Raw genomic sequence first — 20,747 nt, 5'->3', positions numbered from 1 at the left:
TCAGCTTATGTATTCAAGTTTGTCTGGTTCTTGCGGCGCATGAAGCGGTGTCGCAAACGATCCAGATAAAGATAAACCACGGGCGTGGTGTACAAGGTCAGGATTTGACTGAGCACCAGACCACCCACAATGGTGACCCCCAAGGGCTGGCGCATTTCCACGCCGGGCCCGGACGCCATAATCAAAGGAATAGCCCCGAAGATGGCAGACAAGGTCGTCATCATGATGGGACGGAAACGCACCAGGCAAGCCTCGTAGATGGCCTCACGCGAATCCATGCCGCGCTCGCGCTCCATCTGCAAAGCGTAGTCCACCATCATGATGGCGTTTTTCTTGACGATACCAATCAGCAAGAACACCCCGATCATGGCAATCAGGTTGAACTCGCCACTGGTCATCATCAAGGCCAGCAAAGCCCCAATCCCGGCAGAGGGCAAGGTCGACAGAATGGTGAGCGGGTGCATATAGCTCTCGTACAGCATCCCCAGCACGATATACAAGGCCACCAAAGCGGCCAGGAACATCATGGGCTGCTTGGCCAGGGCATCGAGCATCTGCGCGGTATTGCCTTCAAACCCGGCCTGAATCTCGCGGGTAGGCAGTTGAATACGTGCCATAGCCTGCTCAATCGCTGCCGTCGCTTCGCTAAGGGTGACACCTTCAGCCAGGCCAAAAGACACCGACTCGGCCACTAACAAGCCCATATGATTAATACTGCGCGGGGCCGTGCCAGTCGTGAAACGGGTAAAAGCGGACAAGGGCACTCGGGTGCCGTCCTTGGCAACTACTTCAATTTCCTTCAGGGATTCCAGGTCCTGGGCAAAGCGCGGCTCTACCTCCATGACCACGTAATACTGGTTCAAGCGGCCAAAAATCGTGGAAACCTGGCGCTGGGAGAAGGAGTTGTTCAAGGTGCCCGCCACCATAGACATATCAATGCCCAGGCGAGTCGCCATATCACGATCAATCTCCAACTGCACCAAACCGGCCTTGTCGTCGGTGCCTGTGTCCACGTCTACCAGCTCCGGCAATTCAGCCATCGCCTGCTGTACCTTGGGCAGCCAGGTTTTCAGCAACTCCAGATCGCTACCCAGCAAGGAATAGTCGTAAGAGCCACTGCGCCCACCGCCCCCGCTACCTACTGGAATATCCTGCTGCGGCACCATGAACATGCGTGCGCCCGGTGTCGTCGATAAAGGATCACGCAGGCGGTTCACGATATCCGTGGTGCTGGCCTTGCGCTCATCCATAGGCTTGAGTTCAACCAGAATAAAGGACGAGGTACTGCCACCGCGGCCACCGGCAAACACGGCCACCGAACGAATATCCGGGTCCTGATTCAAGATGGAACGGAAGTACTCCAGCTTGGGCACCATGGACTGGAAGGAGGTGCCCCTGTCGACCCGGAAAAAGCCCATTAACTGGCCGGTATCCTGCTGCGGAAACAAGCCCTTGGGCACCACGGTATAGAGATACACATTCAGACCAATGGTGGCGAACAAGGAGAACAGCATCAGACGATGATGCTTTAGCGCCCATTGCAAGGAGCGACGATAGCCCCGCCAGCTAACACTGCCTATCCAGCCCAGGAAACGGCTGACAGGATGATTCGATTCATGCTCTTGCGGCCCCGAACGCAGCAAGCGTGCCGACATCATGGGAGTCAACATCAAAGAGATCACCAGCGACACCAGCACGGCCGTACACAAGGTGACGGCGAACTCCATGAACAAGCGTCCGGCCAGCCCCCCAATCAACCACAAGGGGATGAACACCGCGACCAGCGACAAACTCATGGCCGTAACCGTAAAGCCCACCTCGCGCGTTCCTCGCAAGGCAGCCCTCATGGGGGACAAGCCTTTTTCCAGATAACGCATAATGCTTTCCAGCACCACGATAGCGTCATCGACCACAAAGCCGGTCGCCACAATCAAAGCCATCAAGGAAATGGTGTTCAGCGTAAAGCCAAACAAATGCATGAAGGCAAAGGTGCTGATCAGGGAAGCAGGCACCGCAATGGCTGGAATCAAGGCTGCGCGCCAGTTTCGCAGGAATAACAAGACCACCAGCACCACCAGCGCCACTGCAATAATCAGGGTGAGCTGGGCCTCTTCCAGCGTGGCCCGAATACTGGGGGTGCGATCCTGTGCCACCGTCAACTGCGCCTGGCTAGGCAGCATTTCTTCAATATTGGGCAAGCGCTCGCGAATGGTGTTCACGGTCTCGATAATATTGGCACCGGCCTGACGCCGCACAATCAACAGAACCGCTTCCTGATTATTCCAATAACCCAGGCTATGAATGTTCTCGACCGAGTCCTCGACCGTGGCTACATCACCCAAACGGATAATCTGCCCATTCTGATTTTTCAGGACTAGAGGATCAAAAAAACGGGCCTGGTTGTATTGCTTGCCAGAGTTGATCTGCCACTGACCCTGATCGCTTTCCAGATAACCGTTAGGTCGCAGGCTGTTCGCGTTATTGATGACCGCGCGCACATCATCCAGCGCAATTCCAGCCGACGCCAAAGCTTTGGGGTTCAAACCTACCCGAACCGCAGGCAAGGAACCTCCACCCACATCGACCGAACCCACACCCGGAATCTGAGCCAGCTTCTGCTGCACAATGCCACTGGCCATATCAAAAAGCTGAGCTTTGCTCGCCGTCTGCGAGGTCAGTGCCAGCACCATGATGGGCATGGACGAGGGGTTAACCTTTTCATAGGTCGGCACGCTGGACATGCCGGACGGCAACATGGGCCGGGCCTGATTGATAGCGGCCTGTACATCACGCGCAGCCCCCTCAATATCCCGGTCCAGTTCAAAGACCAGCATGATTTCGGCCGACCCCTCGCTACTGCGAGAGCTCATCTCGGACACTCCGGCAATCGAGCCTAAAGCCTGTTCCAGTGGGGTTGCCACACTGGAAGCCATGGTTTCAGGGCTGGCACCGGGCAAATTGGCCGAGATCGCAATCACCGGAAAATCCATTTCCGGCAAAGACGCCACAGGCAAGAGCCGCAAGGCCAATGCGCCCACCAGAACCATCGCCAGTGCCAGCAGACTGGAGCCCACTGGCCGGAAAATAAACAGCCCTAGCAAGCGTTTCATGACGGTTTGTGCACCGACTTAGCGCTGCGACGAGTAAAGCGATCAAAGAACAGATAGATCACCGGAGTCGTAAATAGCGTCAGCACCTGGCTGGCCAGCAGACCACCCACCATGACCAGGCCCAAGGGTTGACGCAACTCGGCGCCAGAGCCGGTAGCCAGCATCAAGGGAATCGCACTGAACAAGGCCGCCAGGGTCGTCATCAGGATAGGGCGAAAACGTAACAAGGCTGCTTGATGAATCGCCTCTTGGGGACTGGCACCCTGCTCCCGCTGCGCCTCCAGCGCGAAGTCGATCATCATGATGGCATTCTTTTTCACGATACCAATCAACAGAATGATCCCGATGACCCCGACCATATCCAGATCCCGTCCCGCCAGCAGCAAGGCCAGCAGCGCACCAATAGCAGCAGAAGGCAAAGTGGACAGAATCGTGATGGGGTGAATATAGCTTTCGTACAAAATGCCCAGCACGATGTACATGGTCAGCACCGCAGCCAGCATTAACCACAGTGTGCTGGACAAGGAAGCATGAAAAGCCTTGGCCGCACCCAGGTAGCGGGTATCCACCGAAGCGGGCATACCGATTTCATCGGGCACGGTTTCAATGGCTTCAATCGCATCGGACAAGGAATACCCATCAGCCAGGTCAAAAGACACATTGACCGACGGGAATTGCCCCAGCCGCTCTACCGATAGCGTCGTCGGCACCAGTTGCACACGCGCCAGAGAGGTAATAGGCACTGGCTTGCCCGCCGCCGTCATCACATGGACCGTTTCCAGATCCTGTGGGCCTTGGCGATACGCATCCTGCACTTCCAGCACGACCCGGTATTGAGCAGACTGCGTATAAATCGTGGAGATCAAACGCTGCCCGAAAGCGTCATACAAGGCATCGTCAATATTGGCTTTAGTCACCCCCACACGGGCAGCCGCATCCCGGTCAATATCCAGCAGCACTTGCAAACCATCGTTTTGCAAGCTCATGGATGCATCTTTAATCTGCGGCAAGGCATTGACGGCATCCAGCCAGCGCGGCATCCAGGTCTTCAGCACTTCTGTTTCCGGATCCGACAAGGCCATCTGGTACACATTGCGGCTGATCTGGTCGTCCACCGTCAGTTCCTGAATGGACTGCTGGTACACCGACAAACCGGGAATATCTTTCAGGCGCTCATCCAGCCTGCTCATGATCTCATTGGCACCCGCTCGGCCCGAGCCGATGGGCTTCAGGGCAATTTGCAGACGGCCATTATTCAAGGTGGCATTGGTGCCATCGACCCCAATAAAAGAGGTGACGGCTTCCACATCCGGGTCCTCCAGCACAATGGCAACAGCCTGCTGCTGCAACTGCCCCATCGCCCGGAACGAAGCCGTTTGCGGCCCTTGGGTAATGGCTTGAATCAGGCCAGTATCCTGTTGAGGGAAGAAACCTTTGGGGACGACGATATACAGCAGACCCGTCAAGGCGACGGTGCCCAGGGCCACCCACAAGGTCAAGGTCTGGTGCCGTAGCACGACAACCAGACCGCGATCGTAAGCCGCAATAAGTCGGTCCATCTGAGCGCCCAACCATGTGGTGAAGCGACCATACTGACGCTCGTCCTCGGGCTTGAGCATACGCGCGCACATCATGGGTGTCAGCGTCAGGGAGATGAACAGGGACAGCAAGATGGCCACGGCCAAGGTAATGGCAAACTCACGGAACAGACGGCCGATCACATCGCTCATGAACAAGAGCGGGATCAGTACCGCGATCAGGGAAATGGTCAGCGACAAGAGCGTAAAACCAATCTGCGCAGCGCCCTTCAAGGCGGCTTGCATAGCGGTTTCGCCTTTTTCAATATAGCGAGCGATGTTTTCGATCATCACAATCGCATCATCGACCACAAAGCCGGTGGCAACCGTCAAGGCCATCAAGGTCAGATTATTAATGCTGAAGCCCCACATCAGCATGATGGCAAAGGTTGCGATCAGGGAAATAGGCACCACGATGCTGGGAATCAGTGTCGCGGTCCAGGTGCGCAGGAACACGAAGGTCACCAGCACCACCAGCACAATCGCCAGCATCATTTCCTTTTGAACATGGTCCACCGAATCCCGAATGGTCTGGGTACGGTCGGTAGCCACTTCCACATCCACACCTACCGGCAAGGAACGGCGAATCTCGGGCAGCAAGCTGTGAATCTGGTCCACCACATCAATGACGTTGGCTCCGGGCTGACGTTGAATATTCAGCAAAATCGCGGGGACCGTGCCCATCCAGGCCGCCTGGCGTACATCCTGGGCATCGCGTACCACTTTGGCCAATTCACCCAGGCGTACAGCGGCACCATCTTTGTAGCTGACGATCAGGTTTTCGTAGTCTTGTACTGTTTTTAACTGCTCGTTGGCACCAATGCTAGTGGAGCGTTGAGGGCCATCCAGGTTCCCTTTGGGCTGATTCACGTTGGCTGCCACCACGGCTTGCCGCAGATGGCTCAAGGTCAGATTGCGCACCGCCAGCGCATTGGGATTGGCCTGAATACGCATGGCCGGTTCCTGCCCACCCGCAATACTGACCAGACCCACACCGGTAACCTGCGAGAGCTTCTGTGCCACCCGCACATCAATCAGGTCGCGCACCTCGTGCAAGGGCATATTGGGCGAGGTCACCGCCAGGGAAATGACAGGGGTATCGGCCGGATTGACCTTGTTATAAATAGGCGGCGCAGGCAAATCATTGGGCAGCATATTGGAGGCTGCATTAATCGCCGCCTGCACCTCTTGCTCGGCCACATCCAGCGACAGACCCAAATCAAACTGCAACGTAATGCGCGATGCCCCGCCCGAGCTGGACGAGATCATCTGCGACAGGCCCGACATACTGCCGAAGCGCCTCTCCAGGGGTGAGGTAATCAGGGCTGCCACCACATCCGGGCTGGCACCCGGGTACAAGGTGACCACCTGGATAGTGGGATAGTCCACCTGCGGCAAAGCGGCCACAGGCAACATGCGATAGGCCAGCAAGCCGGACACCAGCAAAGCTACCATCGCCAAGGTGGTAGCTACCGGGCGCAGAATAAAAAGACGCGACATGCTCACGGCTTACTCGCTTGCAGGACGTGGACGGCGGCCCTCACCCGTGCGTTTGCCTGGCTCTGGTTTGGCGGGCGTATCAGCTTGAGCAGGCGTTTCCTTGGCCTTGCCATCCAACTGCATCACCTCGACCTCCGAGCCTTCACGCAAACGGTCTGTGCCTTCGACCACCACACGATCGCCCTCTTTCAGGCCGGTTTTAATCAGCGTGGATTCCAGGGTCGCCGTACCCAGTTCAACGACCTGAATATGAACTTTGTCCTCGGTATCCAGGGTGTACACATAGGTGCCGACCGAACCGCGTTGCACGGCATGCGATGGAATCAACAAACCGTTTTCCTGCCCCAGGAACACACGTGAATTCACAAACTGATTGGCAAACAAGGTTTCATCGGCGTTATCAAACTCGGCCTTCACCTTCAAGGTGCCGGTATTGATGTCGATCTGGTTATCCAGCGCCTGCAAGCGGCCTTTATCCGATAAGAGCAGGCCTTTGCTATCAATCAAGGACACTCGCAAAGGCGACTCGTTTTGCTTCATGGCCTCCAGCAAGCTGCTTAACTGGTTCTGCGGCAGGGAAAACTCCACACCAATAGGGTCGATCTGGGTAATAGTGACAATCCCATCCGTATTCCCGGCTGACACCAGATTACCCTGGTCCAGTTTGCGCAAGCCCAGGCGACCATCCAAAGGGGCCGTGATGCGCGTACGATCCAGTTGCACCTGCGTACGGGCGACTTCAGCTTGACTGGCCTTGATCTGTGCCTGCAATTGCTGAACCGCTGTTTCCTTGGTTTCCAAGGCCTGGCGAGCAATCGAGTTCTGCTGGAACAGCACGCGGTGGCGCGCCAGTTCCTGCTGCGCCCCTTTCAGTTGGGCCTGATTCTGCGCCAGTTGTCCACGGGCCTGATCCAGTTGCACCTGATAGGTACGTGGATCAATCTCGGCCAATAAATCGCCCGCCTTGACGCGCTGACCGTCCTTGAAATGGATGCGCTCGAGCACGCCATCGACTTGACCGCGAATCGCGACCGTCTGCAAAGGTTTAACCGTGGCAATGGCATTAACCGTCTGATCGATCAAACCGGTTTGCACCGTGACCACCTGAACCGGGACTTTTGTCGCCCCCATCATGCCGCGTGGCCCACGCATGGGACTAGCAGTGGGCGAGGGGGAAGACAGGGCGTAATAAACGAGACCTGCTGTAATCAGCAGACCCACCATCACCCAGACATAGAAAGATCGGGACCGCCGACCCCTGCCTGCGTTCAACTCCGACATGAAAACTCCCCGGCTAAAACTTGATTGTCTCTGCGCCCGGTCTAAAGAAGCGTTTAAGCACTCACAAAACAGCTACTCACGCTAGACCAAGCTGGCACGGCAAGTATAAAAGCGGCTGTCTGAACCGTATATGAACAGCGTTTTCAGCCGAAGTTGCAACGAGCCAGCCGAAAGGGGATATCCACGGTAACGGCCTGCGGTTTCAATTGATTGTCTTGCTGCACAAAGCGTATCCAGATCACATACCGGTTAGCGCTCATTTCCGGATAGATACACGCACCGGCATCCACCCAGACACGCAGCAACTGGAAGGTCTTGCCTGCCAGCATTTCTTGATAGGAACCGTCACGGGCCACTTGATCGGCTGAGTCACCGGACTGGCGCAGCAAACGCAAGATCAGGGCCAGGCCTTGATACAAGGGCAAGAAGGATTCGGACCAACGGCGCAAATCCTGCACGCGGTCGGTGTCAGAGCGCTGCTGCCATGAATAATACGAAGGCATATCCACCTGGGACGTACCGCCGGGCACCGCCACCCTGCCTCGCAAGCTGGTCAGCCATTCATTGTCGCGCAAGCCCTGCCCTACCCGCCCTTGAGCCGACAGGTCGGCGGCAGCACGCACAATTTGCTCAATCATCTTGTCCAGCGCCTCTAACTGGACACCGGGGTGTTCACGCAGCGCAGCCAGCGCCACGCGCTGGCGCTCCAGATCTTGCAGGACGGCAGAACGTAAATCGGTTCGATCCGCAATGTCCAGCAAATCAAACAAGGTCGCGACAGCGATCTGATGCGAGTACGCATCCTGGTTGGCCGAAAAATGAAACAGCCTATCGAACAAGTATTCGACTCTCAGTAAAGCCCGGACACGCTCATTGCAGGGGTATTCGTATAGAGTCACGCGTTTAAAAACCTTTATTTGTCGACTGGGGGGTCAGACACATCGCGCTGTCAGGCAGTCAGGGCACACCAGTTCTGGTGCACGGCCCACGCCCGCTCTTGCAACAAGGGCAAAGTAGTCTGTCCATCATTCAGAACAACATCATCGGCCACGGCCAAGCGCTGCTGACGTTGCGCCTGTGCCGCCATGATACGTTCAATTGTGGCCACTGCCAGCCCGCTGCGTTGCTGAACACGCGCAATCTGGGTCGCTTCATCACAATCCACAACGCAAATCCGGTCTACACGGTCGCGCCATCGTCCTGACTCCACCAGCAAGGGTACAACCACAACAAGATAACATCCTTGCGCTTTCAAGGTCTGTGCTTTTGTTACGTTCCAAATCAGGGGATGAATGATCGCTTCCAGGCGATGGCGGGCCTTGGGGTCTGCAAATACACAGGCACGCATCCAGTCCCGGTCCATCGAACCATCCGCGGCCAGCGCCTCCGTACCAAACGCCTCGCGAATCGGAGCGATAGCCAAGCCCCCCGGAGCCGTCAGCTCATGCGCGATCACATCCGTGTCCACCACGGCCGCCCCCCACGAGGCGAAAAAATCGGCCACTTTGCTCTTGCCCGATCCTATTCCACCGGTCAGCCCAATCGTCAGCATGCGCAATCCACGGATAAAAAACAAAACTGTAACGTACCCGCGCCAATCCTCCTACCCTGGGATAGACCTGATACTGTCCTGCTGCCCCTGGTCTAGCGTAGAATTCAGCTATCAACCCGTTTACGGAAGCCCGCCATGTCTTTCACCAAGATTTCCCCTCTGCGTTCCCTGACCTTGCTGTCAGTTGTTTTGCTGGCTGCATGTGCACAAGCACCCGTCCAGACCGCCCCCAACGAGGGTCGTGACTCCACACAGAAAGACGCCCTGCGCCAGGCACAAGGCAGCGGTACTACCCGTGCCCCCTCGCAAATCAACCTGGGCTTTGGTAACCAGGAAGGCCTGCACGCCATCACCCCGGCTCGCGTAGAACAGCCTGCCGCCCAGGCTGACCGCAGCGTCCCCGAACTGGCCGAACCCAAAACCTTTCTGGGCACCCTGTCCTGCCCACCTCAAGGCGGCGCATGTGAGCCCTACAAAATCAGCGTGACCCTGGCTCCCGCCGGTCAATGGCGCTTGCGTGCCACCCCGGTGGCTGCTGGCGAAGAACATCGCATGAGCGGTTGCTGGGTACCCATCGGCACACAGCCCACCCGCATCGCCCTGCTCGCCAACAACGACTCCACACTGGCAGACCTGAGCTTTGTGAACAACAACGTCTTGCGCATCAACACCTTTAACCAGCAGCGTCCTACCCTGGAAAGCCATCTGACCCGCCAAGCCGACATTGATCCGGTCAGCGAACTGGACGGCCAGGCCACTCCAGCCTGCCGCTAAGCTAAGGCACCGCCAACCCGCCCACCAGACTGGGCGGGAGCACATCCCGCAAGTCCGGCTCGCTGAACACAAAGCGAGTCAATTCAACTGCATTGCGCACGCGTAACTTCTGAAAAACACGTGCCCGATGCGCCTCCACCGTACGCTGGGAAATCTCCAATTCAGCCGCAATAACCTTATTCGCCTTGCCAATGGCGATATAAGAGAGCACGTCGCGCTCGCGCGGCGTCAAACTTTCAAACAGCACGGCAGCAGGAAGGTGACCATTCAATACCATGTCAGTCTCGTATATCTGTGCCAGGCGAACAGGCCGCCTGCGATGTGAAAAGTTAACCATAGACAGAGTTTGTCATTTTAGGCGCGGCCACCGCGACTGTTAACTTATACGGGATGTTTTTGTCACGGGACTAATATAGAAGCCCTTATTTCAATGCGCCGGAAAACAGCCATTTCAGCCGACAAATTGGCGATAAGCACAGGCCAAACCAGTCTTTTATCACCCACTCAAAATACATCAATCACCTAGGTCAAAATCACCTAGCGGGCAGGCACGAACACAAAACCCCACCCATAAACTGCCAACAAAGCGAGCAATCTACGGCTATGAGCCACTCTGGCGCGCGGCTCAGGGGGACGGCGATTCAGACTGCTTGCCGCGGGCGAGAGCTAGCGCAGGGGTGCAAGCATCCTGCTGTTTGAACCCGACGCTTGTACTTGGTCCGGGGGACCAAGTACCGGGTGAGTTCAGGATGCGCCCGGAGCTAGCTCTCGCCAAGGGCACCGGTGCGCAGCACCGGCAAGTAGTCAGCCGCGCCCCTGAGCCGCGTGCCAGAGTGGCGTCTTACTGAGTGCATCCATGGCATGAATAAGCGCAAGGTCGCTACTACTAACAACCAGCAAAACAGACGCAGACTTACAAAGCCCCCCCCTGCAGGTATAAAAAAAGCACAGTAAAAACTGTGCTTTTCTCACCAAACAACACAAGAAATCAGGCTTTGACCATTTCCAGGTTGTCGATCAAGCGTGTCGCGCCCAACTTGGCTGCGGCCAACGCCACCAAAGGCTCACCGGCTGCAATTTGCTCTTCTGTCGGTTCCAGCAAATCCGACTGACGACGCAAAGCCATATAGTCAACTTTCCAACCCAGATCCGTCATCTTCTTGGTCGCGTAGGCCTCGATCTCCTCGCGGCTCTGCCCCTGCTGCAAGCGCTCATTCATCTCTTGCAGCGCGTAATAAATCTGCGGAGCCTGGGCCCGTTCCTCTGGGCTCAAATAGCGATTACGCGAAGACATAGCCAAACCATCCTCTTCCCGCACCGTCTCGTGAGCCAGAATTTCCACCGGCAACTGGAACTGGCGCACCATCTGACGCACCACCATCAACTGCTGATAGTCCTTCTTCCCGAACACCGCCACACGTGGCTGGACACAGGAAAACAGCTTCAGCACGACCGTACACACACCTTCAAAAAAGTCGGGACGGAAGTGGCCTTCCAGAATACGACCCAAATGATCAGGCGGGCTGACACGGAAACTTTGTGGCTCCGGATACATCTCGCGCTCCGAAGGAGCAAACAAGACATACACATCACGCTCTTGCTCCATCTTTGCCGCATCGTCCTGCAAGGTACGTGGATACCGATCAAAGTCTTCGTTAGGACCAAACTGCAGACGATTCACAAAAATACTGGCCACCACCGGATCGCCATGCTGACGAGCCAGCTTCATCAAGTCCAGGTGGGCTCGATGCAAGTTCCCCATGGTTGGTACAAATGCCACGCGTGTCTGGCCCTGAAGCTGATCGCGCAGTTCTTGGATGTTATGGACGACTTTCAAAAAATTCTCCGCTACGGAATAAGATCAGGCCCATCGGCCTGTGCTCGAATATACGTCAGGCGTAAATAAATAGGAGCGTAGGGCTCGGCCTGCGTGATTTCAAGCAGTGACTCTCGTGCTAATTCCAGCATGGCCAGAAAATGCACGACAAGCACCGCCGCCGGATCACCCTGATCCAGGCGTTCATTAAACAGCTCGGTAAACTCCATAAAGCGCACATGCTGCAAACGTCGCAGAATCTGGCTCATGTGATCGCGCACAGACAACTGCTCGCGCGTGATCTTATGGCTAGCATTGAGCTTGGCGCGCTTCAAGATACCCAGCCAGGCCTCGCGCAAATCATCCGCATTTACTTCAGGCGGGATCGCTTCAATGACCAATTCGGCCTGGGCATTGGCCAGCAAATAATCGCGCCCCATCAAAGGCAACTCGTCCAGACGACGCGCGCCTTCCTTCATGCGCTCGTACTCCAGCAGACGACGCACCAGCTCCGCACGCGGGTCATCGACCTCTTCGCCCGTATCCGCGCGTCGCACCGGCAGCAACATGCGGGATTTAATCTCGATCAGCAAAGCCGCCATCAAGAGATACTCGCCCGCCAACTCCAGATTGGTGGCGCGAATCTGCTCCACATAAGCCAGATACTGCCCGGTGACCTGAGCCATCGGAATATCCAGCACGTTGAAGTTCTGCTTGCGAATCAAATACAGCAATAAATCCAGCGGCCCCTCAAAGGCATCCAGAAAAATTTCCAGCGCATCGGGCGGGATATACAAATCCTGAGGAATCGCAAACAGTGGCTCGCCATAAAGACGCGCCAGCACATCCTCGGGCTGAGGAGCTGGCGTATCCACAACAGTCTGCTGTGCAATCTCAGTCACAGGCTCAGGTGTGTAGATTTAGTTGTTTTCGTAGTACACGTAAGGTTTCTGAGGCGTGCGAGCAGCCTTGTAACCATCTTGCAGCTCCTGATCAATCTGCTTGTCCCACAGCCGATAGCGGCCTTCACGCTGCCGTGCTTCGGTATCCGCATTCTGATCTTTATACTGTTTAAGAAACTGGGTAATTTCGGATTCGAAGTTCTTTGCCATGATCACCGCACGTTAAACATACTACGTTCAAAGCCTGGAGTTTACTGCAAACTGGACCATAAGCAGAATCCACCGCGCAAATCCGGCCACTGCTACATCTGTATGGATCTTAGCAGCCCTTGGCCCTCTGTGTGGCCTACTGGTTTTGGAAACCCTGCCTATCAAGGCCTTGGACGCACATTCTGCCCGGAGTCTGCTCAACTATCACGGCGCCACGTAATCGGCCTGATTCTCAGGTGCCGCTACTTGAAACGCCGGTAGGGCAGTGCAATATTCATATACACGACGACAGCGCGGATAGGCACTCAAATCGCACCCCATACGAACGGCATTAGCCAATTGGGGAACCAAGCAGCAATCGGCCAGGGTCGGAGCCTGGCCTACACAAAACTGTTCAGACCCTGCTTTCACTAATAGTTGTTCTATCCCTTGCAGGCCCTCGGCAATCCAATGCTCATACCAGGCCTGCTTTTGCTCGTCACTCAACAACAGCACATCGCTCAGGTATTTCAAAATTCGCATGTTATTCACAGGGTGAATATCACTGACAATGCCATACGTGATCTCCAAAACCCGTGAACGTGATAGAGGTTCCTGAGGGATCAAACGTGGTTCTGGATACTGTTGGTCCAAATAATCAATAATGGCCAAAGACTGCCCTATCGTTCCCACTGGTCCATCGTCAAGAGCAGGAACCAGCGCCATCGCGTTATGCACCTTATAGTCTGCGGCCTTATGGGCACCCACACGGATATTGACCCCCTCCATGTCGTAGCTCAGTTTTTTTAGCTCCAGTGCGATGCGCACACGGTACGACGCGGAACTATTAAAAAAGCTATACAGCTTCATGGTTTCTCTTTCCTAAATAATTTTTCGCTATCACCACATCTGCGTTTAAAACCGACTAAAACGTAGCACCCGAATCGGAATTCAGATGACTTTCACCGACAAAGGAGTCAGACCCTGCACGCCTCCTTCCATCAAATCACCTCGCCCCACCGGCCCCACTCCTTCCGGAGTTCCGGTGAAAATCAAATCGCCCTGCTCCAGCCTAAAATACCTGGACAAATAACTGATCGTTTCCGCTACCGACCAGATCAAACAATTCACATTGCTGCGCTGTTTATTCACTCCATTGACCTGCAACCAGAGTGGCGCATTGTGTAGGTCGCTCACCTGATCGGCCAGATGCAAGGGGGCGATAGGTGCCGAGGCATCAAAAGCCTTCCCGATTTCCCAAGGACGTCCCATTTGGCGCATTTCCATCTGCAAATCACGCCTGGTCATATCCAGGCCCGTCGCATAGCCAAACACATGGGCCAAGGCATCTTCTTGCGCAATATCACTCCCACCTTCCCTTATCGCTACCACCAGCTCAATCTCATAGTGATAGTTCTGGGTTTGCTCGGGATATGGCAGACTCAAGGTTTGCCCTGCAGCCACAGGCACCACAGCGTCTGCTGGTTTGCAAAAGAAGAAGGGAGGCTCGCGATCCGGGTCAAAGCCCATTTCACGCGCATGTGCGGCATAGTTACGACCCACGCAATACACACGTCGCACGGGAAACTGCTTATCACTCCCTACAACAGGAATACCCACAGGAGAGGCTGGAGGAAAAAGATATTGGGTCACAGATGGCTTCCTTATTTTGACTAAAACGGGGTTATGCACGAGACTCGCGCAGCAATCCAAGCGCTTCCTGCACTGGACGATCCGAAAAGCTAAACAGCACCACATCCTCATTCGTCTCAAAACTCACCGGTTCCCAAGACGGAACAACAAAAATATCTTTCTTGGTGAACTCAAAAATTTTGCTACCAATGTGTGCTTTGCCACTGCCCTCAACAACGTGATACACCGTACCGTCAGTACTGCGAGCCTTCTTGCCCACAAACCCTTTGGGCAACAACTGAAGGAAGGTCGCAATGGTGGGCATCGTATCTTTACCATTGGCAGGATTGATATATCGCAGCTTAAAGCCCTCATACTCATCCACCGGGCTGTGTTGGTTGAGTCGGTACAAGGCTTCTCGACTGCGTTCGTAGCGATAGTTAAAAATGGGAGACGAGTTACCCGACTGATAGCGTACTGGCAGCATATTGGCGGCATAACGCGCCTCAAAACCGCCTTCCTGATGTGTCTGGGCTTGTTGCTCCTCGGGGTATTCCTCTGCAAATGCAGCACCAAAATTATTGACCAGCGGCAAATCCAGCGCGTCCAGCCAGACCATCGGATCACTGCCCACGTGACCGTGATCGTGCCAATGCCACTGCGGCGTCAAAATCAGATCACCTTCGTGCATCATGGTGCGTTCGCCATCGACCGCGGTAAAGCCCCCTTTACCTTCCACAATAAAGCGTAAGGCAGATTGCATATGACGATGGCTAGGCGCAACCTCATTGGGCAAGATCAATTGCAGACCCGCATACAAAGTCGGCGTGATAGCAAAAGCGCCGCGCATTTGAGGGTTTTCCAACACCAATACCCGACGTATGGCCTCACGTGCGCCTATTAATTCACCGCTGCGCAGCAAATAAGGTCTTACTTGGCTATATTTCCACAAATGGGCAATGTATTTCACTTCGGGATTTTTGGTCACCAGCGAATGTAAAGACTCCCACAAAGGAACCAGATCAATCTTGCTTATTTCCCCATAAAACTCCTGGCGCTGCTGTGGCTCCAACTTGCTCGTGCTATTCATTGCACTATTTCCTTAAAGGTTAATAAGACAGCGTGGTCAAGCACTTGCCGCCCTTTAGACAGCCTCTTGTGCCGTTACAGCGCTGATGTGCAACTGCATATCATGGCGTTTGATCCGCGCTATCTGTAGCAAGATCAGCAAGCACAGAGCCGTGATCAGTGCCGGGATTCCCAACACCATGAAAATAGTGGAAAAACCCAAATCCCAAGAAATCATGGCACCGCCTACCAGAGCACCAAAAATGGCTCCGCAACGCCCCATGGCATTGGCCCAGCTCACCCCGGTCGCTCGGCACCCTGTGGGGTACAACGTGGCTACCAAAGCGTTGAAACCGACTTGCGCACCACTTAGACCCACGCCTGCACCGAAAATCACCAGCACCAGTACGGGAATAGAGGTGCTGGCTGCCCCTATGGAGGCGATAAATGCCGCTCCCATCGCATAGCTGACAATCAGCACTTTGTAGGGATTCTGTTTATCCATTAGCGCCCCCAGCAATAAAGCTCCCAGGGTGCCACCTATCTGAAACGCCGCTGTAATCCACGACGCAGATTCAAGCTCAATGCCAATCCCAGCCAGCAGTGTTGGCAACCAACTGGACACCATATAGATCACCAGCAGGCTCATGAAAAACGCGCACCATAACACCAAGGTAATCGCGAGCAGATTTTTCTGAAACAGCGCCACAATCGAATTTTTTTCGGTCTTGTTTTCTGCTAGGAAAAACGATGTTTGGTCCGCATAGTTCACTCCTGTGAGCTTGCGCATAAGCCGCAGCATCTGCTCGGCCGAATGCTGTTTCAACAGTCGATAGCGCGGCGACTCCTCCATAAGGAACAACAGGAAAAGCACCAGCACCAAAGGCAAAATGCCTCCTACTATCAAAATGCCGCGCCATTGAATGAAAGGCAGCAATTGCGCCGTCAATACCCCCCCCAGGGCTGAACCCAAGGTAAAGCCACAAAACATCATGGTGACTAATGCCGATCGGCGTCGCACCGGCAAAAATTCAGACGTTAAAGTGATGGCGGTTGGTAGTGCGCCTCCCAAGCCTATCCCTGTCAGAAAACGCGCCACGATCAGCACAGTCAGACTGGGCGAAAACGCAGACAGCAGACTCATCAACCCAAAAAGAGAGATGCTGAAAATCAGAATATTTTTACGACCCAGTCGATCTGCCAGCGGGCCAAACAACAAAGCCCCTACGGTCAAGCCCAACAACCCTGAAATGAACAACGGCGTCAACGCCGGTTTACTCAGCTCCCACTCGGTCATGATGGCGGGCGCAATAAACCCGATGCCGGCTGTATCCAGTCCATCGGCAGCCACGACAAGAAAGCAGCAAATCAAGATTTTCCATTGCAAGAACCCAACTTTTTGATCGTCAATGGCCTGCTGTACATTTATAGACTTCGGCTCAGAGAATTGCATGGTGTCGTCTCCAGTGAAGGCGGCAGATCTAATGTCTGCCCAGCCCTTTTCATACGCCGCACTTAGGCTCGCGTTCGTTGTTTTTATTGATTTTGCTGGTGACAGTACTGAAAATATAATGGTATTTTCATCCAATCCATAACCTACAGGCTATGTCAAAAAATATGGATTGGACACAGAAGCTTAAATTCCATCATCTACAAACGCTCGTTCATTTGGCCGATCAGTGCAATCTGACCCGCGTTGCCGAACTCATGAGCATCACTCAACCCGCCCTCTCGAAATGGCTCACGGGATTAGAGCAAGAAATGGGCATGCTGTTATTTGAACGGCATAGCAAGGGCATACGCCCTACCCCCGGTGGTCAGCTCGTCATCAAACATGCCAGACGCATACTGAATGAGCTAGAGCGCTCAAGGGCCGATATATCGCTATTCAAAAGTGGGATGCAAGGCAGCCTGATGATAGGCAGCTCGCCTGTGGCAACAGACATCGTGGCGCAAAGCATACTGAACCTGATGCAGGATCACCCCAAGATTCATTTGCATATTGTGGAAAGCATCATGACGCCACTGTTAGAGCAATTGCTCCTGGGGCAGATTGACGTAGTCATTGGACGCATTGGCAGCAGTGCGCTTGCCCTGCCCTTGAACTACAAGGTGCTTTACAGCGAACCCATTCGCTTTGTGACCCGGCGTGAACACCCTCTGGCCCTGCAAGAAAGCGTGTCATGGGAGGATTTGGAACAGTGGCGATGGGTGGTTTGGCCCATAGGCACCCCCATACGGACAAGCATAGACAACACCCTGATTGCCAATAATCTATTGATGCCACCCGATCATATTGAGTCTGGCTCCATGAATCTGACCTTGCACATGCTGCAAGGCAGCGACATGATCGGGATTTTGTCTCAACGACTCGCGCAAAGCCATGAAGCCGAAAAACGCTTATCCATTATGAACTTACCAAACACGACCCAGCAAGGAAGCGTTGGTGTGTTCTGGCGAACTGATGAGCAGCCATCCGATGTGCTACAAGCCTTTCTGGATCATTTGCTCAATCTGTCCACCCCCTGAGGCCCGCCCCCTCCACCGCCAGGGAAGCGAACTTATCTACAGGCAACAACAAGGCCGACTTGGGTCAGTAAAGTAAATCCGAAACAAGAAACTGGCCTGTCTCCAACCGTCTAGCAGACCGCCTTAATCACAGGCGCAGGTGTACAGATTTAGTTGTTTTCGTAGTACACGTAAGGTTTTTGAGGCGTGCGAGCAGCCTTGTAACCGTCTTGCAGTTCCTGATCAATCTGCTTGTCCCACAGACGATAGCGGCCTTCACGCTGCCGCGCTTCGGTATCCGCATTCTGATCTTTATACTGTTTAAGAAACTGGGTAATTTCGGATTCGAAATTCTTTGCCATAATACCTGTACGCCTAAAATAAATTGGATAACAGAAAAGTTTGAGTTTACTGCACCGCACACCAGAGAGTTCGCCGCATGGCATCTGAACAGACCGAAGCCGCCAAACCGGCGACCATGTCCCCTCAAGAGCGTCGAGCCATCCGCATCATTCCCTACATCGTGGGATGTGCATTATTCATGCAGATGCTGGACTCTACGGTTGTCGCCACTGCCCTGCCCACGATGGCCTTATCGCTGGATACCAGCGTCATACGCATGAATACCATCATTACCAGCTACCTGCTGGCCGTGGCTGTATTCGTTCCTATCAGTGGATGGGCTGCAGACCGCTTTGGCGCGCGCAAGGTGTTCCTGGCCGCCATTCTACTCTTTACCGCCAGTTCTGTTGCATGTGCCCTGTCCCAGACCCTACCCCAACTGGTCATTTCCCGCGTGATACAAGGCATGGCGGGGGCCATGATGGTGCCGGTGGGACGCATTATCTTACTGCGACGCGTGCCTAAAGATCAGCTTTTAAGCGCCATGGCAGTGCTAACCTTGCCCGCCTTGTTAGGCCCCATCATCGGCCCGCCCGTGGGTGGTTTTTTAGTCACGTACGCGAGCTGGCACTGGATTTTCCTGATCAATATCCCCGTAGGGATACTGGGCATCGCCCTGGTGCTGCGCTATATCCGCGAGGACTACCCCACCGAGCGACCACCACTGGACTGGCTAGGCTTTCTATTAAGCGCTATTTGTCTGGCCACATTGGTAACCAGCTTCGAGAACGTAGGTCACGGCACCATTAGCTGGGCCACCCTGGGCTGGCTAACCCTGGCAGGTCTGGTTGCTGGTGCATGGTACATCTGGCATGCGCGGCAAGTAGCCTATCCTATTATTGATTTGTCCTTGCTGCGCACCAAAACCTTTGCCATTTCCGTGCTGGGCGGCAATCTGTGCCGCTTCTCGTTGGGGGCCGCACCATTCCTGTTAGCGATCATGCTGCAAACCAATTTTGGCATGAGCGCCTTGTCGGCAGGTCTGATCACCTTCACCGGTGCGATTGGCGCTCTGGGCATGAAACTGGTGGCCCCACCCATCATCCGGCGCTACGGTTTTCGCAAAGTCCTGATCGTCAACGCCTGGCTGACGGGCTTGTTCATCGCCCTGTGCGCCATGTTCCAGGCCACCACTCCTATGTGGCTGATGATCGCCGTACTAACCGCAGGCGGCTTTTTCCGCTCCCTGCAGTTCACTGCCGTCAACACCCTGACCTATGCCGACCTGGAGTCTGAGGCCATGAGCCAGGCCAGCAGTTTCGCCGCCATGGCGCAGCAACTGGCCATCAGTCTGGGCGTGGCATGTGCGGCGGTGACCTTGAATGTCAGCATGTCCCTGCGTGGCGCGACCAGCGTGGCAACGCAAGATACGATCTGGGCCTTTCTGATCTTGGGCGCGATTACGGCGATATCGAGCCTGTCCTTCGCGCGTTTATCCGCTACAGACGGTGAAGCTTTGCAGCAATCACCTCGCAAAGCAAAAAAAGTTAAAGGTTGAGCCAGAGCGAGGGAGACAGCCTGTCAAACAGGCTGTTTTCTTCGGCTAAACCAGTGCCAGGACTCTCAACGATCCTGATACGCCACCTTAGATCACTATTCCAATGGCGGTATCTGATCATTCAACAGCATGACTAGCTTGCAATCAGGCCGTATCGCCAGACGAAAAGTAAACTGTTGAAAACGCCGGACACCTTCTTTGGGGTGTCGAAAATCCCGCAAGCCCCCTTCCCGTTCCACCACGGTCTGGCGTCCCCACCAAAACGCAAAGACCTGGCTTTGATGTGCCAGCTCCTGGATCAAGGCCTGTACATCAGCTTCGTCCGCGTGTGCGCCTACATCGGCACGGAACTCCGCCACCACACGGCTGGCGCGCTGTTCCCAATCCACCACCAGCTCACGCGCGGCAGGGTCCAAAAAGATATAGCGTAATAAATTGGGCTGCTCGCTGCGGTCCGGCCAGCCGTCGAACAGGCTGAGCAAGGCTTCGTTGCGGGCCAAGACGTTCCAGCTACGGTCCAAGATATAGGCGGGCGCCAAAATGCTATCCACGCAGGCGCTCAAGCCTTGCGGCAAGGGTTGGATATCGCCTTGCCAATGTTCGGGATCAGCGCAATCTGCCAGTTCAAACAGGTAGTGGCGCTCGGCACGAGCCAGCTTCAGAACGGTAGCCAGACGAGCGCATACGGTGGGCGACACGGTCACATCGCGGCCCTGCTCGATCCAGGTGTACCAGGTGGTGCTGATGTCGCACAACTGAGCGACTTCTTCGCGGCGCAGACCCGGAGTGCGACGGCGCACGCCGGGGGCCAACCCCAGGTCTACAGGCCGGATACGTTCCCGCGCATGGCGCAAGAAGCGACCCAAAGCCTGACGCCGGGTTTGGGATGCGCTCTCGGCGCCTCCCGGATTAGCCCCTGTCTGCCCCGTCGCTCCCAT

The 20,747-nt window shown here is 55.0% G+C and carries 18 protein-coding genes; 3 read left to right on the top strand and 15 right to left on the bottom strand.

Annotation, left to right across the window (positions count from 1 at the left end):
• Positions 1-5 precede the first annotated feature (5 nt).
• From OSH09_RS09040 to coaE, 5 genes are all read right to left on the bottom strand, one after another.
• On the bottom strand, positions 6-3,110 hold the full coding sequence (locus OSH09_RS09040; protein WP_266120793.1) for an efflux RND transporter permease subunit: 3,105 nt from the start codon (positions 3,108-3,110) through the stop codon (positions 6-8).
• Entirely contained in the window at positions 3,107-6,193 is a 3,087-nt protein-coding gene (locus tag OSH09_RS09035) for a multidrug efflux RND transporter permease subunit (RefSeq protein ID WP_323178743.1), read from the bottom strand. Before OSH09_RS09035 ends, OSH09_RS09040 begins: the two co-directional genes overlap by 4 nt.
• A 3-nt stretch (positions 6,194-6,196) precedes the next feature.
• Positions 6,197-7,468, bottom strand: a complete 1,272-nt coding sequence (locus OSH09_RS09030; protein WP_266120791.1) for an efflux RND transporter periplasmic adaptor subunit — start codon at positions 7,466-7,468, stop codon at positions 6,197-6,199.
• Between the two features lie 143 nt (positions 7,469-7,611).
• Positions 7,612-8,367, bottom strand: a complete 756-nt coding sequence (gene zapD / locus OSH09_RS09025; RefSeq protein WP_207872260.1) for a cell division protein ZapD — start codon at positions 8,365-8,367, stop codon at positions 7,612-7,614.
• Positions 8,368-8,417: 50 nt separating this feature from the next.
• Entirely contained in the window at positions 8,418-9,020 is a 603-nt protein-coding gene (coaE, locus tag OSH09_RS09020; RefSeq protein WP_266120790.1) for a dephospho-CoA kinase, read from the bottom strand.
• Positions 9,021-9,155: 135 nt separating this feature from the next.
• Between coaE and OSH09_RS09015 the strand changes: the two genes are divergently transcribed.
• Positions 9,156-9,794, top strand: coding sequence for a hypothetical protein (locus OSH09_RS09015; protein ID WP_207872262.1), 639 nt, complete (start codon positions 9,156-9,158; stop codon positions 9,792-9,794).
• A 1-nt stretch (position 9,795) separates the two neighbouring features.
• Here OSH09_RS09015 and OSH09_RS09010 read toward each other — a convergent pair whose 3' ends face one another.
• From OSH09_RS09010 to OSH09_RS08975, 8 genes are all read right to left on the bottom strand, one after another.
• A complete protein-coding gene (locus OSH09_RS09010; RefSeq protein ID WP_207872263.1) occupies positions 9,796-10,071 on the bottom strand; it encodes a response regulator transcription factor in 276 nt (91 codons plus the stop codon).
• 711 nt (positions 10,072-10,782) lie between these two features.
• Entirely contained in the window at positions 10,783-11,631 is an 849-nt protein-coding gene (gene panC, locus OSH09_RS09005) for a pantoate--beta-alanine ligase (protein WP_207872264.1), read from the bottom strand.
• 11 nt (positions 11,632-11,642) lie between these two features.
• Entirely contained in the window at positions 11,643-12,485 is an 843-nt protein-coding gene (locus OSH09_RS09000; RefSeq protein WP_266120789.1) for a segregation and condensation protein A, read from the bottom strand.
• A 45-nt stretch (positions 12,486-12,530) separates the two neighbouring features.
• Complete coding sequence (locus tag OSH09_RS08995) at positions 12,531-12,722, bottom strand: DUF3460 family protein (RefSeq protein WP_042486589.1); 192 nt, start codon at positions 12,720-12,722, stop codon at positions 12,531-12,533.
• A 204-nt stretch (positions 12,723-12,926) separates the two neighbouring features.
• Positions 12,927-13,571 (bottom strand): maleylacetoacetate isomerase, encoded by a 645-nt coding sequence (maiA, locus tag OSH09_RS08990; protein WP_266120788.1) that lies wholly within the window; start codon positions 13,569-13,571, stop codon positions 12,927-12,929.
• An 81-nt stretch (positions 13,572-13,652) separates the two neighbouring features.
• Entirely contained in the window at positions 13,653-14,354 is a 702-nt protein-coding gene (locus tag OSH09_RS08985; RefSeq protein ID WP_266120787.1) for a fumarylacetoacetate hydrolase family protein, read from the bottom strand.
• A 31-nt stretch (positions 14,355-14,385) separates the two neighbouring features.
• On the bottom strand, positions 14,386-15,423 hold the full coding sequence (gene gtdA / locus OSH09_RS08980; protein ID WP_266120786.1) for a gentisate 1,2-dioxygenase: 1,038 nt from the start codon (positions 15,421-15,423) through the stop codon (positions 14,386-14,388).
• A 54-nt stretch (positions 15,424-15,477) separates the two neighbouring features.
• A complete protein-coding gene (locus tag OSH09_RS08975) occupies positions 15,478-16,989 on the bottom strand; it encodes an MFS transporter (protein ID WP_266120785.1) in 1,512 nt (503 codons plus the stop codon).
• A gap of 17 nt (positions 16,990-17,006) precedes the next feature.
• Here OSH09_RS08975 and OSH09_RS08970 point away from each other — a divergent pair, with 17 nt between their 5' ends.
• Positions 17,007-17,930 carry a LysR substrate-binding domain-containing protein gene (locus tag OSH09_RS08970; protein WP_323178742.1) on the top strand — a complete coding sequence of 308 codons (924 nt, stop codon included), beginning with the start codon at positions 17,007-17,009 and terminating at the stop codon, positions 17,928-17,930.
• A 149-nt stretch (positions 17,931-18,079) separates the two neighbouring features.
• Here OSH09_RS08970 and OSH09_RS08965 read toward each other — a convergent pair whose 3' ends face one another.
• Positions 18,080-18,271, bottom strand: coding sequence for a DUF3460 family protein (locus OSH09_RS08965; protein ID WP_042486589.1), 192 nt, complete (start codon positions 18,269-18,271; stop codon positions 18,080-18,082).
• A gap of 77 nt (positions 18,272-18,348) precedes the next feature.
• On the opposite strand from OSH09_RS08965, the gene OSH09_RS08960 reads away from it, so the two are divergent.
• On the top strand, positions 18,349-19,809 hold the full coding sequence (locus tag OSH09_RS08960; RefSeq protein WP_266120783.1) for a DHA2 family efflux MFS transporter permease subunit: 1,461 nt from the start codon (positions 18,349-18,351) through the stop codon (positions 19,807-19,809).
• A 95-nt stretch (positions 19,810-19,904) separates the two neighbouring features.
• Here the strand turns inward: OSH09_RS08960 and OSH09_RS08955 are convergent, their stop codons facing one another.
• Complete coding sequence (locus OSH09_RS08955) at positions 19,905-20,747, bottom strand: helix-turn-helix transcriptional regulator (RefSeq protein ID WP_266120782.1); 843 nt, start codon at positions 20,745-20,747, stop codon at positions 19,905-19,907.

This window comes from Alcaligenes parafaecalis, assembly GCF_026344135.1.
Taxonomy (GTDB): Bacteria; Pseudomonadota; Gammaproteobacteria; order Burkholderiales; family Burkholderiaceae_B; genus Alcaligenes; species Alcaligenes parafaecalis.
The sequence above is the reverse complement of the archived record's forward strand: the minus strand, read 5'-3'. Positions and strand labels throughout refer to the sequence as shown.

Excerpts from the sequence above, each read along its gene's own strand:
- OSH09_RS09040 (WP_266120793.1), bottom strand. The coding sequence starts at position 3,110 with ATGAAACGCTTGCTAGGGCTGTTTATTTTCCGGCCAGTGGGCTCCAGT.
- OSH09_RS09030 (WP_266120791.1), bottom strand. The coding sequence starts at position 7,468 with ATGTCGGAGTTGAACGCAGGCAGGGGTCGGCGGTCCCGATCTTTCTAT.
- coaE (WP_266120790.1), bottom strand. The coding sequence starts at position 9,020 with ATGCTGACGATTGGGCTGACCGGTGGAATAGGATCGGGCAAGAGCAAA.
- OSH09_RS09015 (WP_207872262.1), top strand. The coding sequence starts at position 9,156 with ATGTCTTTCACCAAGATTTCCCCTCTGCGTTCCCTGACCTTGCTGTCA.
- OSH09_RS09010 (WP_207872263.1), bottom strand. The coding sequence starts at position 10,071 with ATGGTATTGAATGGTCACCTTCCTGCTGCCGTGCTGTTTGAAAGTTTG.
- OSH09_RS08995 (WP_042486589.1), bottom strand. The coding sequence starts at position 12,722 with ATGGCAAAGAACTTCGAATCCGAAATTACCCAGTTTCTTAAACAGTAT.
- maiA (WP_266120788.1), bottom strand. The coding sequence starts at position 13,571 with ATGAAGCTGTATAGCTTTTTTAATAGTTCCGCGTCGTACCGTGTGCGC.
- gtdA (WP_266120786.1), bottom strand. The coding sequence starts at position 15,423 with ATGAATAGCACGAGCAAGTTGGAGCCACAGCAGCGCCAGGAGTTTTAT.
- OSH09_RS08970 (WP_323178742.1), top strand. The coding sequence starts at position 17,007 with ATGTCAAAAAATATGGATTGGACACAGAAGCTTAAATTCCATCATCTA.
- OSH09_RS08965 (WP_042486589.1), bottom strand. The coding sequence starts at position 18,271 with ATGGCAAAGAATTTCGAATCCGAAATTACCCAGTTTCTTAAACAGTAT.
- OSH09_RS08960 (WP_266120783.1), top strand. The coding sequence starts at position 18,349 with ATGGCATCTGAACAGACCGAAGCCGCCAAACCGGCGACCATGTCCCCT.
- OSH09_RS08955 (WP_266120782.1), bottom strand. The coding sequence starts at position 20,747 with ATGGGAGCGACGGGGCAGACAGGGGCTAATCCGGGAGGCGCCGAGAGC.